The 15,203-nt window shown below is 66.9% G+C and carries 14 protein-coding genes, 1 tRNA gene and 1 pseudogene; 11 read left to right on the top strand and 5 right to left on the bottom strand.

Annotation, left to right across the window (positions count from 1 at the left end):
* Nucleotides 1-83: 83 nt before the first annotated feature.
* The 6 genes from B2J86_RS16930 (at nucleotide 84) to B2J86_RS16905 (ending at nucleotide 5,775) form a co-directional block, all read left to right on the top strand.
* Nucleotides 84-614 (top strand): LemA family protein, encoded by a 531-nt coding sequence (locus tag B2J86_RS16930; RefSeq protein WP_169169908.1) that lies wholly within the window; start codon nucleotides 84-86, stop codon nucleotides 612-614.
* Complete coding sequence (gene rsmB, locus B2J86_RS16925; protein ID WP_169169909.1) at nucleotides 611-2,047, top strand: 16S rRNA (cytosine(967)-C(5))-methyltransferase RsmB; 1,437 nt, start codon at nucleotides 611-613, stop codon at nucleotides 2,045-2,047. The genes B2J86_RS16930 and rsmB overlap by 4 nt, the downstream gene beginning before the upstream one ends.
* On the top strand, nucleotides 2,004-2,663 hold the full coding sequence (locus B2J86_RS16920; RefSeq protein WP_169636838.1) for a DUF4390 domain-containing protein: 660 nt from the start codon (nucleotides 2,004-2,006) through the stop codon (nucleotides 2,661-2,663). The genes rsmB and B2J86_RS16920 overlap by 44 nt, the downstream gene beginning before the upstream one ends.
* A complete protein-coding gene (locus B2J86_RS16915; protein WP_371736593.1) occupies nucleotides 2,660-4,933 on the top strand; it encodes an ATP-binding protein in 2,274 nt (757 codons plus the stop codon). Before B2J86_RS16920 ends, B2J86_RS16915 begins: the two co-directional genes overlap by 4 nt.
* Before the next feature lie 36 nt (nucleotides 4,934-4,969).
* Nucleotides 4,970-5,650 carry a response regulator gene (locus B2J86_RS16910; protein WP_169169911.1) on the top strand — a complete coding sequence of 227 codons (681 nt, stop codon included), beginning with the start codon at nucleotides 4,970-4,972 and terminating at the stop codon, nucleotides 5,648-5,650.
* A 49-nt stretch (nucleotides 5,651-5,699) separates the two neighbouring features.
* Nucleotides 5,700-5,775: transfer RNA gene (locus B2J86_RS16905), tRNA-Phe, on the top strand.
* Between the two features lie 75 nt (nucleotides 5,776-5,850).
* Here the strand turns inward: B2J86_RS16905 and B2J86_RS16900 are convergent.
* The 4 genes from B2J86_RS16900 to B2J86_RS16885 all read right to left on the bottom strand — a co-directional run bounded on the left by B2J86_RS16900 (nucleotide 5,851) and on the right by B2J86_RS16885 (nucleotide 8,627).
* Nucleotides 5,851-6,201 carry a hypothetical protein gene (locus B2J86_RS16900; RefSeq protein ID WP_169169912.1) on the bottom strand — a complete coding sequence of 117 codons (351 nt, stop codon included), beginning with the start codon at nucleotides 6,199-6,201 and terminating at the stop codon, nucleotides 5,851-5,853.
* A gap of 22 nt (nucleotides 6,202-6,223) precedes the next feature.
* Nucleotides 6,224-6,520, bottom strand: a complete 297-nt coding sequence (locus B2J86_RS16895; RefSeq protein WP_173026188.1) for a hypothetical protein — start codon at nucleotides 6,518-6,520, stop codon at nucleotides 6,224-6,226.
* Between the two features lie 198 nt (nucleotides 6,521-6,718).
* The gene (locus B2J86_RS16890; protein WP_169169914.1) at nucleotides 6,719-7,699 is read right to left on the bottom strand and encodes a tripartite tricarboxylate transporter substrate binding protein; all 981 of its coding nucleotides are present in this window, start codon (nucleotides 7,697-7,699) and stop codon (nucleotides 6,719-6,721) included.
* Between the two features lie 226 nt (nucleotides 7,700-7,925).
* Nucleotides 7,926-8,627: an RraA family protein gene (locus B2J86_RS16885; protein WP_169169915.1), complete on the bottom strand. Its 702-nt coding sequence runs from the start codon at nucleotides 8,625-8,627 to the stop codon at nucleotides 7,926-7,928.
* 200 nt (nucleotides 8,628-8,827) lie between these two features.
* Between B2J86_RS16885 and B2J86_RS16880 the strand changes: the two genes are divergently transcribed.
* From B2J86_RS16880 to B2J86_RS16860, 5 genes are all read left to right on the top strand, one after another.
* Complete coding sequence (locus tag B2J86_RS16880; protein WP_169169916.1) at nucleotides 8,828-9,757, top strand: LysR family transcriptional regulator; 930 nt, start codon at nucleotides 8,828-8,830, stop codon at nucleotides 9,755-9,757.
* A 69-nt stretch (nucleotides 9,758-9,826) separates the two neighbouring features.
* On the top strand, nucleotides 9,827-11,104 hold the full coding sequence (locus B2J86_RS16875; RefSeq protein ID WP_173026187.1) for an aconitase/3-isopropylmalate dehydratase large subunit family protein: 1,278 nt from the start codon (nucleotides 9,827-9,829) through the stop codon (nucleotides 11,102-11,104).
* Nucleotides 11,101-11,613 (top strand): alpha-IPM isomerase, encoded by a 513-nt coding sequence (locus B2J86_RS16870; protein ID WP_173026186.1) that lies wholly within the window; start codon nucleotides 11,101-11,103, stop codon nucleotides 11,611-11,613. The genes B2J86_RS16875 and B2J86_RS16870 overlap by 4 nt, the downstream gene beginning before the upstream one ends.
* Nucleotides 11,614-11,746: 133 nt before the next feature.
* Nucleotides 11,747-12,952 (top strand): pyridoxal phosphate-dependent aminotransferase, encoded by a 1,206-nt coding sequence (locus B2J86_RS16865; protein WP_173026185.1) that lies wholly within the window; start codon nucleotides 11,747-11,749, stop codon nucleotides 12,950-12,952.
* A 357-nt stretch (nucleotides 12,953-13,309) separates the two neighbouring features.
* Entirely contained in the window at nucleotides 13,310-14,572 is a 1,263-nt protein-coding gene (locus B2J86_RS16860; protein ID WP_173026184.1) for an Hsp70 family protein, read from the top strand.
* 163 nt (nucleotides 14,573-14,735) lie between these two features.
* Here B2J86_RS16860 and B2J86_RS16855 read toward each other — a convergent pair.
* Nucleotides 14,736-15,203 (bottom strand): annotated as a pseudogene (locus B2J86_RS16855) (16S rRNA (cytidine(1402)-2'-O)-methyltransferase); the annotation flags it as partial.

The raw sequence follows: 15,203 nt of genomic DNA, 5'->3' as shown, positions 1-15,203 counted from the left end.
TCATGAGAACGACAGGCCGGGAGCTTTTTTCATGGGCCATTCCCTGAACCCCGCGGTGCTGTGCGCCGCGCTGGAAGCTGTGCATGTTTTCTTCGCCCATTTTCTGGATCGCGTTGGCGCTGGCCCTGTTCTGGGCCGTGGGCGCCTACAACCGGCTGGTGCGCCTGCGCTCCGCGGTGCTGCAGGCCTTTGGCGGGCTCGATGCGCACTTTGTGCGCCTGCTGGCCATGCTCGCTGAATACGATGCCGCGCAGGCCGGCGCACCCGCCCAGAGCCTGCGCGAGGCGCTGCAGGCTGCCGCCACGCAGTTCACCGCCTCGCTGGCCGTGGCCCGGGCCCGGCCCTTGCACGCAGACGCTGCAGCGGCCCTGTCCACCGCGCTGACGGTGCTGGAAGCGGCGTGGGCCGGCACCGAGCACCCAGATCCTCCCCCGCCGCCGCCTGGCCCGGCCGTGCCCCCGTGGGCGCAGCGCTGGGAGCAGCATGCGGCGCAAAACACCCCTGCCATCGTGCAGTTCAATGATGCGGTGGCGCAGTACAACGCCGCCATCGCCCAGTTCCCGGCGCAGCTGCTGGCCTGGCTGTTTGGCTTCCAGGCCGCGCGTGCCCTATGAAAAAAACACCCCCCACTTTTGCTTCCTCGGCGCCACGTCGGCCGCCGCGGGCTCCGCAGGCGTCTGGCGTGGGCGCCGGCGATGCCGCCGCGCCGCCGCAGGGCGTGGCCTTGTCGCGCCAGCTGCAGCAGGTGGCCATGGCCCTGCAGGGCATCCGCCAGGGGCGCTCGGGCACCGCCGTCCTCGACGCCGTGCCCCCGGCGCTGCGCCCCGGCGTCCAGGCCCTGCTGTTCCAGGTGCTGCGCCATCTGGGCCAGGCCGATGCGCTGCGCCGCCAGCTGGCGGCGCGCACGCCGCCGCCCGGCGTGGATGCCCTGCTGTGCACCGCGCTGGCGCTGTTGTGCGATGCCGCGCAGCAGTCGTACGAGCCCTTCACCCTGGTGAACCAGGCGGTCGAGGCGGCCAAGCACGACAGCACGGCGCGCGCCCAGGCCCCGTTCGTCAACGCCTGCCTGCGCCGCTTCCTGCGCGAGCGCGAGGCCCTGCGGCAGGCCACGCAGCGCGACCTGCAGGCACAGTGGAACCACCCGCGCTGGTGGGTTCAGCGGCTGCAAAAAGACCACCCGCAGCACTGGCAGCAGATCCTGCGGGCCAACAACAGCCAGGCCCCCATGGTGCTCCGGGTTAACAAGCAAAAAACCACTGTAGTCCAATACCAGCAATCGCTATCAGCTATTAATAGTGAAGCATACGAGGTCGGAGACAGCGGCCTGGTGCTGCGCCGTGCGCTGCCGGTGCAGGCGCTGCCGGGCTTCGAGCAGGGCTGGGTATCGGTGCAGGATGCCGCGGCGCAGCTGGCGGCGCCGCTGCTGCTGTCGGGCCTGGACCTGGGCCAGCCGCTGCGCGTGCTCGACGCCTGTGCGGCTCCCGGGGGCAAGACGGCGCACCTGCTGGAGTGGGCGGGCGTGCAGGCCGCGCTGCAGGTGACGGCGCTGGACATCGACCCGGCGCGCTGCGAGCGCATCCACGGCACGCTGCAGCGCCTGGGGCTGCAGGCCCAGGTGCTGGCCGCCGACGCCGGGCGCCCGCAAGACTGGTGGCAGCAGCACTGCGGCGGACAGGCCTTCGACGCCATCCTGCTCGACGCGCCGTGCACGGCCTCGGGCATCGTGCGACGCCATCCCGACGTGCGCTGGCTGCGCCGCGAAAGCGACATCGCGCAGCTGGCGCAGATCCAGGCGCGCCTGCTGGCCACCCTGTGGCCGCTGCTGCGCCCGGGCGGCCGCCTGCTGTACTGCACCTGCTCGGTGTTCCGGGCCGAGGGCGACCTGCAGGTCAAAACGTTCCTTGCACACCACACCGACGCCCGCCTGCTGCCCTCTCCAGGGCATTTGTTGCCGGGCATGGGCGGCAATCCCGGCGCCGTCCCGGACAATCCCTCGGGTGAGCATGACGGTTTCTTCTACGCACTGTTGCAAAAATCTCCGGCCTGAGGCGCACGCCCCCCGGCGCAGACTGGCGCTGCTGCTGGCGCTGGTGTGGCTGTGCGGGCTGCTGGGCCTGCCGGCGCCCGCGCGCGCGCAGGCGCCGCAGGACATCTCCGAGATGGCGCTGGAGCGCACCCCCGAGGGGCTCTACCTGAACGCGTCGCTGCACTTTGCCCTGCCTGAACTCGCCGAGGACGCGCTGTACAAGGGCATTCCGATGTATTTCGTGACCGAGGCCGAGGTGGTGCGCGAGCGCTGGTACTGGTACGACCAGCCCATCGCCCAGGCCGTGCGCCACCTGCGCCTGAGCTACCAGCCGCTGACGCGGCGCTGGCGCCTCAACGTCTCGCCCGTGCCCTTTGACAAGACCGGCCTGGGCGTGGTGCTGGGCCAGAACTACGACGAACTGGCCGATGCGCTCGCCGCCATGCAGCGCATTGCGCGCTGGAAGATCGCCGAACCCTCGGCCGTCGCGCCAGACACGGTGTACGACGTGCAGCTGCGCTTTCGCCTCGACCTGACGCAACTGCCGCGGCCGTTCCAGATCGGCGCGCTCGGCCGTGGCGGCTGGAGCCTGACGCTGGCCCGCAGCCAGCGCATCAGTCTGGAGCCGGCGCGGTGACGCCGAAAACGCCCGGCACCGACCTGGCACGCCATTCGCGCGCCGTGCGCTGGGCGGTGGGCGTGGGCGCCGCCGTCATGGTGGCCATCGGCCTGGTGCTGATGTTCCTGCTGACGCTGGCGACCAACAACCGCGCCCTGTACGAGCGCAACTACGCCTGGCTTTTTGGCGTGAACGTGGTGGTGGCGCTGCTGCTGCTGGCCGTGCTGGCATGGATGGGGCTGCGCCTGGCCGCGCGGCTGCGGCGCGGGCGCTTTGGCAGCCGCCTGCTGGTCAAGCTGGCGGCCATCTTTGCGCTGGTGGGGCTGGCGCCGGGGCTGCTGATTTACGTGGTGTCCTACCAGTTCGTGTCGCGCTCCATCGAGAGCTGGTTCGACGTTAAGGTCGAGGGCGCGCTGGACGCAGGGGTCAGCCTGGCGCGGGCGACGCTCGAAACCCAGGCCAGCGAGACCGCGGCGCGCGCGCGCGCGGCCACGGCGCAGCTGGCGCAGGTGCCCAACGCGGCGGCGGGCCTGGTGCTGGAGCGCATCCGCGACCAACTGGGCGCGACCGACGTAGTCCTCTGGGGCGCATCGGGCCAGCTGCTCGCGAGCGCCGGCCAGTCGCGCTTCAGCCTCAACCCCGAACGCCTGTCCAGCCAGCAGCTGCGCACCGTGCGCCAGCAGAACGCGGTGGCGCAGATCGAAGGGCTCGACGATGTGGCCGCCCCCGCCTCGGTGGCCGATGCGCGCGTCAAGGCCATCGCCACGGTGTCCGAATCCAGCCTGGGGCTGCTGGTGGAGCCGCGCTTCCTGCAGGTCACGGTGCCGCTGCCGCCCGTGCTGGTGGCCAATGCCATCGCCGTGCAAGAGGCCAACCGCGAATACCAGGAGCGCGCGCTGGCGCGCGACGGCCTGCGGCGCATGTACATCGGCACGCTCACGCTGAGCCTGTTCCTGGCGGTGTTTGCCGCCGTGCTGCTGGCCGTGGTGCTGGGCAACCAGCTGGCACGGCCGCTGCTGGTGCTGGCCGAGGGCGTGCGCGAGGTGGCCGCGGGCAACCTCAGCCCCAAGGCGGCGCTGCAAAGCCGCGACGAACTCGGCGGGCTGACGCGCTCGTTCGCCCTCATGACCGAGCAGCTTGCCGACGCGCGCGGTGCCGTCGAAAAAAGCATGGGCGCGCTCGACGCCGCGCGCGAGCGCCTGCAAACCATCATGGACAACCTCACCGCCGGCATCATCGTGCTCGATGCCGAGGGGCGCGTGCGCTCGTCCAACCCCGGCGCCACGCGCATCCTGCGCGCGCCCATGGCGGCGTATGAAGGCCGGCCCCTGGCCGAGGTGCCGGGCCTGGCCGACTTCGGCGCCGCCGTGCAACGCCAGTTCGACGCCTTCCTGACCCATCAGGGCCACCACGGGCTGGAGCACTGGCAGCAGTCGTTTGAGCTGCACGCTTCGCCCAATGGCGTCGCGCACCACGCCACCAGCCTGGTGGCGCGCGGGGCGCAGCTGCCCGATGCCGCGCGGCTGTTGGTGTTCGACGACATCTCCGAGATGGTGTCGGCCCAGCGCGCCCAGGCCTGGGGCGAGGTCGCGCGGCGCCTGGCCCATGAAATCAAGAACCCGCTCACGCCGATCCAGCTGTCGGCCGAGCGGCTGGAAATGAAGCTCTCGGGCAAGCTGCCCGTGCCCGAGCAGGCCATGTTGACCAAGTCGGTGCGGACCATCGTCGACCAGGTCGATGCCATGAAGCGGCTGGTCAACGAGTTCCGCGACTACGCCCGCCTGCCGGCGGCCGAGCTGTTGCCCCTGGACCTCAATGCGCTCATCACCGATGTGCTGCACCTCTACGAGGCCGACAACGCCCCCGTGCCGGTGCTGGCCGAACTTGACGCGCGCTGTCCATCGATCCAGGGCGATGCGCAGCAACTGCGCCAGGTGGTGCACAACCTGGTGCAAAACGCCCAGGACGCCACCGAGCAGGCCGCGGCCGCCAGTGGCGACCCCATCACCCCCGTGCGCATCCAGACCGCCTGGAACGAGCGCAGCGGCCGCGTGCGCCTCACGGTCAGCGACAGCGGCAGCGGCTTCCCTGCCCACATCCTGCAGCGGGCCTTCGAGCCCTATGTCACCACCAAGGTCCGCGGCACGGGCCTGGGGCTGGCGGTGGTCAAGAAGATCGCCGACGAGCATGGCGCGCGCGTGGACATGGCCAACCGGGTGGAAGACGGTCAGGTGCGCGGCGCTCAAGTGTCGCTATCATTCGCCACTGGGCACACGGTGGCGTCTTAACAACATCGTGCTCTGCAGTTTCAAGGCACTTCATACATGGCAAACATATTGGTGGTGGACGACGAGCTGGGCATTCGCGACCTGCTCTCCGAAATCCTGAACGACGAAGGCCACAGCGTGGATCTGGCCGAAAACGCCACGCAGGCGCGCGCAGCGCGCGCGGACGGCAGCTACGACCTGGTTCTGCTCGACATCTGGATGCCCGACACCGATGGCATTTCGCTGCTCAAGGAATGGGCCACGGGTGGCCTGCTCACCATGCCCGTCATCATGATGAGCGGGCACGCCACCATCGACACCGCGGTCGAGGCCACGCGCATTGGCGCGTTCTCGTTTCTGGAAAAGCCCATCACGCTGCAAAAACTGCTCAAGGCGGTGGAGCAGGGCCTGGCCCGCCAGGCACTGCGCGCCTCGCTGCCGGCAGTGGCCGCGGCGGCGCCCGCTGCCGCGCCCGACGGCAGCGGTGCAGCGCCCCCGGTCATCCTGCCCGTGACCATGGGCGCCGACCCCGCGCCCCACGCCCACCAGGGCTTCGACCTGGACCGCCCGCTGCGCGAGGCGCGCGACGGCTTCGAGAAGGCCTACTTCGAATTCCACCTGGCGCGCGAAGGCGGCTCGATGACGCGCGTGGCCGAAAAGACCGGCCTGGAGCGCACCCACCTGTACCGCAAGCTGCGCCAGCTGGGGGTCGATCTGGCGCGCGGCAAGCGCAATTAATTCCGTTCCCGGAATTGGGCGCAAATTTTCTGGTTATAATTTCAGGCTAGGCCCGGTAGCTCAGTCGGTAGAGCAGAGGATTGAAAATCCTTGTGTCGGCGGTTCGATTCCGTCCCAGGCCACCAGTCAGCATGCGCCCCAGCGCCCGAAAGGGTTCTGGGGCGTTTCTACATCTCGGGCCAAATTTCTACAATTCTGTTTCAGGCAGCCTGTGATTCGCTATCGCAACCCAGTTGTCGAGCACGCGTTCTTTTAATGACGTACTCCGCAGCGTGCCCAACGGCGTCGATCACGATACTGATCGCGCCATGTGACATCAGTTGACGGGACGGGAACTCATAAACATACCGCCACTGAACGAATGGCTTATCGCCTAGGTGTCGCAGCGCCTCTTCAAAGACTTGAAGGCGAATCTCGGGGCCAGTGGAGTTCCGAAACATACCGGCGATGAGCGCTTTGTGCGCAGGGGTTACAAGTGCCCACAACTCCGGAATCGTGTGGACGTTGCGGACCTTTTTCGAGGTATCGCCCCTCTCGACCAGGTCCATCATCAAGAAGAACTTCAGGAAAAGCTCAAGGGCAAAACTCGAACATGTCGAGGTATTCGCGGATGTGCATGGGGGCGATGGCGTCCATCGGCATGTGGCCGAACACGCGCAGCAGGTTGGCGAGTTCCTTGTCGTTGTTGCGCCGGGTCTGCACGCTCTTGGTGGGGAAGACCTCACGCACATAGCAGCGGGCCACAACGGAAAGGAGGCGCGTCGAATCGTCTTCCCGCACGCCTTCACGCTGTGCCCAGAGTCGCAGGGCCTCGGCTCGGTCGTTGGACAGCTTGGTCCAGATGCGGGGGTAGGGTGCTCGAGCGCTCACACGGGCGCGTCCAACCCGCTCTTCATGGGCAACTGAACCGTGGTGTCAGTGCTGACGTTGATGAAAAAAATGCGCGCAGGCGCAAAGCTACAACTTACTACTGAACTATCGATAGCTTCATAAAGAATGACACCGTCCTTCGAGGGAAAGACGATGTCATGAACTGCGAAAGGCTCAATAGGGCAAGCGGGGTGGGTATCAGTCCAGCACGATGTGGGAAGATTTAACGATCTCACCCCACTTCACGGTCTCGGCCTTGATCTGGCGCGCGAAGGCCTCCGGAGGGCCGCCGACCGGGTCCACGCCCAGGCTGGCAAAGCGCTGGCGCACGTCTTCCATCTTCAGGATGCGGTCGATCGCCTGGTTAAGCTTGTGCACCACCGCCTTGGGCGTGCCTGCTGGCGCGACGATGCCGCTCCAGGAGAGTGACTCGTAGCCTGTCACTCCAGTTTCTTCGAGTGTCGGCACGTCGGGCAAGTTGGGCAGGCGCTTCTTGCTGGTCACTGCCAGCGCTTTGAGCTTGCCATCCCGCACGAAGGGTATGGAAGAAGGCGCGTTGTCGAACAGCATGGTCACTTGGCCGGCAACCACGTCGGTGATGGCCTGGGCGCTGCCGCGGTAAGGCACGTGGATGATGTTGGTGCTGGTCATGGCCTTGAACAGTTCGCCCGACAGGTGGGTGGAACTGCCCGCCCCCGAGGAGGCGAAGCTCAGCGCACCCGGCGTGCTCTTGGCGAGGGTAATCAGTTCGGCCACGTTGGTCGCCGGCACAGTAGGTGACACCACCAGGATATTGGCGATCAGCGAGGTGTAGATCACTGGCACCAGGTCACGCGCCGGGCTGTAGCTCATCTTCTTGTAGAGGTGCTCGTTGATCGACAGGATGCCGGTAGTGCCCATCAGTAGCGTGTAGCCGTCGGGGGCGGCCTTCGCCACCGCATCCGCACCGATGTTGCCGCTCGCGCCAGCGCGGTTGTCCACCACGAAGGGCTGCTTGAGTTCCTGTCCGAGCTTGTCGGCCAACACCCGGGCCACCACGTCGGTGGAGCCGCCGGCGGCGAAGGGCACGACGATGCGCACGGCTCGTTGCGGATAGTCGGTCGCCTGGGCGTGCGCGGACGCACCGAAGAGGCCCAGGACGCAGACCAGCAGGGCGGCAGGCAGGTGTTTCTTTTTCATCTTTTTGTCTCTCTTAAGGGTAGGGGGAGGGGGCGAGGCGGGCGGTTCAGTCCACGGGGACCTTGGTGGCCTGGATCACGTGGCGCTACTGTGCCGTTTCGCTGCGCATGATGGGATGGAAAACACGGGTCAGGGTTGGTTGGAATTTCACATAGAGATCGCCAAGGTGCAGCTGGAGTCATCGCTATGCGGTCTTCATGCAACCCGTTTGCTCCGCGTCATCTCTTCAGACTGGCAAGCCCTTCGAACGAAGAACAGCGTCGAAGCGCTCGGGATCGGCAGTGCCGGTTCGGTTGGTCTCGCGGATCACCGCCTCCTTGCGCAGGTGCGCACGGGTCTTTTCCAGCACCTCGGCGGCTTCGGCCGCAGGAATGGCGATCACGCCGTCGGCATCGCCCACGATCAGGTCGCCCGGCATCACAGCCATGCCGGCGCAGGCGATGGGGATGTTGATCTCGCCTGGTCCATCCTTGCTCGGGCCGCGATGGGTATGGCCGCGCGCGAAGATGGGCATCCCTTCTTCGGCCCATTCGGCCACGTCGCGCACGGCGGCGTCGAGCACCAGACCGGCGACCTTCTTGGCCACGCAGGTGGTGCGGATCAGCCCGCCGACCAAGGCCTGGGTCACGTCGGCGCCGCCGTCGATCACCAGCACGTCGCCCGGACGCGCCATCATCAGCGCCTTGTGGATCATCATGTTGTCGCCGGGGCGCACTCGGATGGTGATGGCCGGGCCGCAGAGGACTTCATCGAGCCGGGCGTGGTACTGGCGCAGGCCGTAGGCGCCGATGTTGCGACTCATGGCATCGCCGATAGCGGCCACCGGCATGTCGCGGAAGGCTGCCACGATGTCGGCCGGCACGCTGGGGGGCGACGGGTTGATGCGCCAGCCGGGTGGCCATTGCGTGGCGGGGGGAAAATCGGTCATTGGCCTCTCTCCTGTTGCATGGGTTGTCTCAGTCGACCAGCGGCACGTCGGCATTCCGGCGGATCCGGCTTCTCCGTACGCGCTGCGCAACGGCAGTATGTAAGCCTGCAGAATAAATAAAAAGCGATTAAAACTGGTCTAATATGATGAAATAATTTCAAGTATTGTGGCTGTCCACATGCCGCACCACGGAGCCGCCAATGGTCAGTTTCAAACAGCTGGAGGCCATCTACTGGGTCGCACAACTCGGCACCTTCGCCGCGGCAGCGGAAAAGCTGTACACCAGCGAATCGGCCATCTCCAAGCGCATCACCGAGCTGGAGGCCGTGTTCAACGTCTCGCTATTCGATCGTTCGCTGCGCAGCGCGCGGCTGACACGGCGCGGTGTCGAGGTGGTGGAGTACGCCCATACCATCTTGGACCAGCGCAACCAGTTGCTCGACCGGATGGGACGGGCCGAATTGGCAGTACGGCGGTTCCGCGTGGGGGTCACTGAGCTGGTAGCGCTGACTTGGCTGCCGCGCCTGGTCGAGGCCTTCCGCAGCGAATACCCAGACGTCTCTTTCGAGCCCGAGGTGGATCTGAGCACCGTGCTGTGCGAGAAACTGGCGGCTGGCGCTATCGACTTCGCCATCGTGCCGCCGGTGTTCGGCGGCACCGGCACCATGGCCGTACCGCTGCAGAAGATGGAGCTGGCCTGGATGTGCCGCCCCGGCATGGTGCCGCGCACCAAGGCGCTCTCCTTGACGCAACTGGCCGGCTTCCCGATCCTGGCGCAGACCGGCAAGTCGGGGGTTGACGCTGTATATGACCAGTGGTTTCAGGAGCAGCGGCTGTCGGTGAAAAAAACCTATGCCGGCAACAGTCTGGTGGCGCTGGCGGCCCTTACCGCCTCGGGTTTCGGCATCAGCTACCTGCCTGCGCTGTACTTCCGCGACCATGTGGCGCGCGGGCTGCTACAACAGATCCGGTTGGAGCATCCGAGCCCCGCCATTCTGTATCACGCCATCTACCGCGAGAGTGATGAGATCGCCGGCTTCAGCGCGCGGTTCGCGCAGCTGTGCGTGCGCATGTGCGACTTTGCTAAACCGGTGGAAGATCTGCCGCCCGAAAAACGCAGAAAAACATGAATTTTATTCATGCCTTTCCACGATATTAAATCGCTTTTCATTTGCCCAGGGTGCTTTGATACTGAGGGCATGCACGGAAAGACGATTGCCGAAAAAATTTTATCCCGCGCCGCCGGCAAGGCTGTGCGGGCCGGCGAGATCGCCATCTGCACGCCCGACCTGGCCATGGGCACAGACGGCTCGATCCCCATGGCGCTGGACTATCTGGAGGCCATCCGCCCTGGTGCCGTGCCGTGTGCACCACAGCGCTTGGTGTTCGCGCTCGATCACTACGGCCCGGCCTCCGGCCCCAAGGCGCAGGAGTTGCAGCAACGTGCTCGGATCTACGCCTTAACCCATGGCATCGCGACCATCGAGGCGGGTGCCGGTATCGGGCACCAGTGCATCCTGGAGTCGGGCGAAGCCCGACCGGGCCGGCTGCTGGTGGGGGCCGATTCGCACAGTACCTCGTACGGTGCGGCGAACGCCTTTGCCACCGGCATCGGCTCGTCCGATCTGGCCGGTGTCATGTTATGCGGCAAGGTCTGGCTCAAGGTGCCTGAGACCATGCGCGTCACCCTGACCGGCTGCCTGGCGCCTGGTGTGTCGGGCAAGGATGTGGCGCTGACCCTGGCGCGCCTCCGCGGCGCCGACGGTGCCAACTACCGGGCCATGGAGTTCCAGGGTTCGGGTGTGGCGACGCTGGACATGGAAGACCGAATCGTGTTGGCCAACATGGCTGTCGAACTCGGCGCCAAGGCGGGCATCTTCCCCTACGACGACACCACGGCGCGCTGGCTCGCGCAACTGCCCGGTGCGGCCGGCGCGGACTATGAGCCCGTCCAGGCCGACCCCGACGCACACTACACCTCTAGCATCACCCTGGCGCTGGACTCGGTACGGCCCCAGGCCGCGCTGCCGCATCGCGTGGATAACGTGGTTGATATCGATTCCCTGCCTCCTACCCCGGTCGACATGGTCTACCTGGGTACTTGCACCGGCGGTCGGCTCAAGGACTACCGCGAGGCGCTCGACGAACTGCAGGCGCGCGGTGGCGTGGCCCCGGGCGTTCGCCTCGTCGTCACCCCGGCGTCGGAAAGCATCCGCCGCGCGATGGAGGTCAACGGCATGCTAGCCGCCTTCACCGCCTTGGGCGCCGAGCTGCAGCCTCCTGGCTGCGGCTCCTGCTGCGGCACCTGCGGCACGGTGCCGGCCGATGGACAGACCGTCATCTCTACCGCCAATCGCAACTTCAAAGGCCGCATGGGCAATGCGGCGGCCTCCATCGTGCTGGCCTCGCCGCGCTCTTGTGGTGCGGCCGCCGCCAGCGGCTACTTCGGCACAGTGCAGCAAGGGAGCCAAGCATGAGCCTGCTGCCTCTCCACGGCCGTGCCCGGGTGCTGGGCGATGACGTCAACACCGACTACATCATCTCGTCGCGGCGCAAGAAGGAAACCATCGACCCGCTGCAACTGCGCCGCTATCTGCTGGAAGACGCGGTCCCGGGCTTCGCCGATACGGTGCGCTGCGGCGACGTGTTGGTAGCCGGCCACAACTTCGGCTGCGGCTCGGCCATGGAGGTCGCCGTCACAGTGGTGCTGGGCGCTGGCATCCGCGCCGTAGTGGCCAAGAGCTTTTCACGCACCTACCTGCGCAATGCGATGAACAACGGCCTGTGCGCCGTCACTGCCGACACCAGCGGCATTGCCGAGGGCACACCCCTGCTGCTGCGCCGAGATGAGGCCGGCACGTTGCTGCTCGACGTAGCGGAAGACACCACCCTGCCTTGCGACCCCATTGCGCCATTCATGCTGGAAATGCTGAACGCTGGGGGGCTCATTCCCTATTTGCGCGCGCGCGGCGACTTCAGCCCCTAGCGCATTCCCCGTCTTCGTTCACCCCAAAAAAGGAGCTCGGACAAGCCCCTGGCGGAGCACTGCCCGCCCGGCCGCCTGAACCGCTGCTCCCGACAAGCCGACCGTGACAGCTTCAGCCACACAGGAGATCTTCATGCTGCGCATTTCCGCACGACTCAACCGCATCCAACCTTCACCCAGTTCCATGGCGGGGCAGCGCGCCCGCGAGTTGCGCGCCGCTGGCCGCGATATCGTCGGATTGACCTCCGGCGAACCCGATTTCGACACCCCTGACAACGTGGTGGAGGCCGCCATACGCGCCATGCGCGAGGGCAAGACCAAGTACACCGACGTGGGCGGCACGCCCGAGCTCCGCGAGGCGGTGACCGAGAAGTTTCGCCGTGACAATGGGCTGCAGTACGCGTCGACCGAGGTGATTGTCGGCACGGGCGCCAAGCAGGTGATCTTCAATGCCTTCATGTGCACACTGGAAGCCGGCGACGAGGTCATCGTGCCCACACCCTACTGGGTGTCGTACCCCGACATCGCAGTGCTGGCCGACGGCGTGCCGGTGTTCGTTCCCTGCCCACCCGACAAGGGCTTCAAGCTGCAGCCCTCCGACTTGGAGCGCGCCATCACCCCGCGCACCCGATGGCTGGTACTCAACGCACCCAACAACCCCAGCGGCGCTGCCTATAGTCGTGCCGAGATGAAGGCGCTGACCGACGTGCTGGTGCGCCACCCCCATGTGTGGGTGATGGCCGACGACATCTACGAGCATGTTCTCTACGATGGCCGTGAATTCGTCACGCCGGCCCAGGTGGAGCCCGCGCTCAAGGAGCGAACCCTGACGATCAATGGCGTCTCCAAAGCCTATGCCATGACCGGCTGGCGCATCGGCTATGGCGCCGGGCCGACTGCGCTGATCAAGCCCATGGTGAAGTTGCAGTCGCAGAGCACCTCCAACCCTTCTTCCATCGCTCAGGCGGCGGCGCTGGAGGCGCTGCGCGGACCACAGGATTACATTCGCGAGCGAACCGCCATCTTTCAGCAGCGGCGCGACATCGTGGTGCAGAAGCTCAACGCCATCCCCGGCATCAGTTGCCACGTGCCCGAAGGCGCGTTCTACGTCTTCCCCTCGTGCGCCGCCCTGATGGGCAAACGCACCGCCGAGGGCTGGGCGGTGAACAACAGCAACGAGTTCGTGCTGTACCTGCTGGACACTGAAGGTCTGGCGCTGCTGCAGGGGGAGGCCTATGGCGTTCCTGAATATTTCCGCATCTCGTTCGCCACGTCGATGGAAATGATCGACGAGGGTTGCCGCCGTCTGGCGCGCGCCTGTGCCCGTCTGCAGGAGTAAGTGCAACTGACCATTCCCGACAAAGGCGCAGTGTTCGTTCTGCGTTGACTTCAGGGGGATCAGGGTTTTTTGCCTGCAGTTTCGGTGCTTGGAACACCCCACTGACCTTCGGGCGATGTTTGGATGATTGATAATGGAGTCCCTGCCCTAGGGGCAACTTTGGTGCTGTCATAAGAGTAGTTTCTAGAATCCGTGCGGGTTTCGGAGCTTCTTTCGGTAGAGTCCCCACCAAACGCAAAAGCCCTTGAGTTTTCGAAGCTCAAGGGCTTTTTCCATTCTGACGCTTCTCCTCTCACCCCCCTTCACTGCAGCCAGCGCCGAGCGGCGCAGGGATGGCAATCGTTTTCTCGCGACACCATGGCTCTCTTGCACGACACCACCCTCGGCATCGATTTCGGCACTTCCAATTCGGCCATGGCCGTGCGGGAGGGCGATGCTCCCGCGCGCTTGCTAGCGCTCGAAGGCGCGGCAACTGCGCTGCCGACCGCGCTGTTCTTCAACACCGAGGAGCAGCGCACGCACTTTGGCCGCGATGCCGTGGCCCAGTACCTAGCGGGCACCGAAGGGCGGCTGATGCGCTCGCTCAAGAGCCTGCTGGGCAGCGCTCTGCTGCAGGACAAGACCGTGGTGCAGAACACGGCGGTGAGCTACCAGGACATCATTGCGATCTTCCTGCGCATGCTGGCCGAGCAGGCACGCCGCACGCTCGGCGGCATGCCCGGGCGCGTGCTGCTGGGGCGGCCGGTGCATTTTGTCGACGGCAACCCCGAGCGCGACCGGCAGGCGCAGGAGGCGCTGCGCGCGGCGGCGCGCGATGCCGGGCTGGGCGCGGTCGAATTCCAGTTCGAGCCCATCGCCGCGGCGCTCGACTACGAGCAGCGCATCGCACGCGAAACCCTGGTGCTGGTGGTCGACATCGGCGGCGGAACATCCGACTTCACCGTGGTGCGGCTGGGGCCGCAGCGCCGGGCGCGCGCCGACCGCAGCGGTGATGTGCTGGCCACCACCGGCGTGCACATCGGCGGCACCGACTTCGACCACAAGCTCAGCCTGGCGCGCGTGATGCCCCTGCTGGGCCTGGGCCACACAGGCCCGCAGGGCCGCGAGGTGCCCAGCTGGGTGTTCCACGATCTCTCGACCTGGCACCTGATCCAGTGGCTGTACGCGCCGCGCATGCTGCGCGACGCCCAGGCCCTGCGCGGCGACTACAGCGACACGGCGCTGCACGCACGCCTGATGGCGGTGCTGCAGCAGCGCCTGGGGCACCGCGTGGCCGATGCGGTGGAGCGCGGCAAGATCGCCGTGTCGCAGCAGGGCGCGGACACCACGCTGGCGCTGGACTGGGTCGAGCGGGGCCTGGGCGCGCTGCTCACGCCCGCGCACCTGGCGCAGCACCTCGACGCCCTGCTGGGCAAGGTGGTCGAATGCGCCGGTGCCTGCCTGCAGCTGGCGGGGTTGGCGCCCCAGCGCATCGACGCGATCTACCTCACGGGCGGATCGTCGGCGCTGCAGCCGCTGCGCCAGGCGCTGGGGCGCGCGTTTCCCGACACGCCGCAGGTCGAGGGCGACCTGTTCGGGGGCGTGGCCTCGGGGCTGGCCTGCGCACACCGGACGCACTGACGGGGTGAACACCCGGGCCGGTGCGCGTTGGCGCGCGCGGCCCAGCCGATTGCAGAACTATCAAAAATAGAGCTGCTTGCGCTTGCTGGTATTAGGTTTGAGGCACTTTTGACTGGAATTTTCCGATCCGGCCCCCAGAGCCTGCGGCCCAGCCCCTGGCGGATCAGCCTTCGCCGTCCGCTTCGCGCCGCAGCGCCAGCGCCGTGTCGTAGAGCGCATTGCGCGGCGCGCCCGTGATCTCGGCGGCCAGGCGCACGGCGGTCTTGAGCGGCAGCTCCTGCAGCAGCAGCTGCAGTACGCGCAGGCTGTCGTGGTCGCCTTCGGGCGCGGGCGCGGGGTGCAGCAGCACCACGAACTCGCCGCGCACGCGCTGCGGTGCGCCGTCGAGCCAGGCCGCCAGGGCGTGCGCGCTCTGGGTCGTGACCTCTTCGAACTGCTTGGTGAGCTCGCGCGCCAGCGTCACCGGACGCTCGCCGAGCACGGCCAGTGCCTGCGCCAGCTCGCCGATGCGGTGCGGCGCCTCGAGCAGCACCACGCAGCGTGGCTCCAGCGCCAGGCGCTGCACGGCCGCAGCGCGCTCGGCCTGTTTGACGGGCAGGAAGCCCGCAAACACGAAGCCGCTGTCGCCGCC

Source organism: Acidovorax sp. SRB_14, assembly GCF_012932145.1.
Taxonomy (GTDB): Bacteria; Pseudomonadota; Gammaproteobacteria; order Burkholderiales; family Burkholderiaceae_C; genus Simplicispira.
The sequence above is the reverse complement of the archived record's forward strand: the minus strand, read 5'-3'. Positions and strand labels throughout refer to the sequence as shown.

Coding starts and splice junctions, on each gene's coding strand:
- rsmB (WP_169169909.1), top strand. CDS start 611: ATGAAAAAAACACCCCCCACTTTTGCTTCCTCGGCGCCACGTCGGCCG.
- B2J86_RS16865 (WP_173026185.1), top strand. CDS start 11,747: ATGCTGCGCATTTCCGCACGACTCAACCGCATCCAACCTTCACCCAGT.
- B2J86_RS16920 (WP_169636838.1), top strand. CDS start 2,004: ATGACGGTTTCTTCTACGCACTGTTGCAAAAATCTCCGGCCTGAGGCG.
- B2J86_RS16885 (WP_169169915.1), bottom strand. CDS start 8,627: ATGACCGATTTTCCCCCCGCCACGCAATGGCCACCCGGCTGGCGCATC.
- B2J86_RS16930 (WP_169169908.1), top strand. CDS start 84: ATGTTTTCTTCGCCCATTTTCTGGATCGCGTTGGCGCTGGCCCTGTTC.
- B2J86_RS16900 (WP_169169912.1), bottom strand. CDS start 6,201: ATGATGGACCTGGTCGAGAGGGGCGATACCTCGAAAAAGGTCCGCAAC.
- B2J86_RS16910 (WP_169169911.1), top strand. CDS start 4,970: ATGGCAAACATATTGGTGGTGGACGACGAGCTGGGCATTCGCGACCTG.
- B2J86_RS16880 (WP_169169916.1), top strand. CDS start 8,828: ATGGTCAGTTTCAAACAGCTGGAGGCCATCTACTGGGTCGCACAACTC.
- B2J86_RS16860 (WP_173026184.1), top strand. CDS start 13,310: ATGGCTCTCTTGCACGACACCACCCTCGGCATCGATTTCGGCACTTCC.
- B2J86_RS16875 (WP_173026187.1), top strand. CDS start 9,827: ATGCACGGAAAGACGATTGCCGAAAAAATTTTATCCCGCGCCGCCGGC.
- B2J86_RS16870 (WP_173026186.1), top strand. CDS start 11,101: ATGAGCCTGCTGCCTCTCCACGGCCGTGCCCGGGTGCTGGGCGATGAC.
- B2J86_RS16890 (WP_169169914.1), bottom strand. CDS start 7,699: ATGAAAAAGAAACACCTGCCTGCCGCCCTGCTGGTCTGCGTCCTGGGC.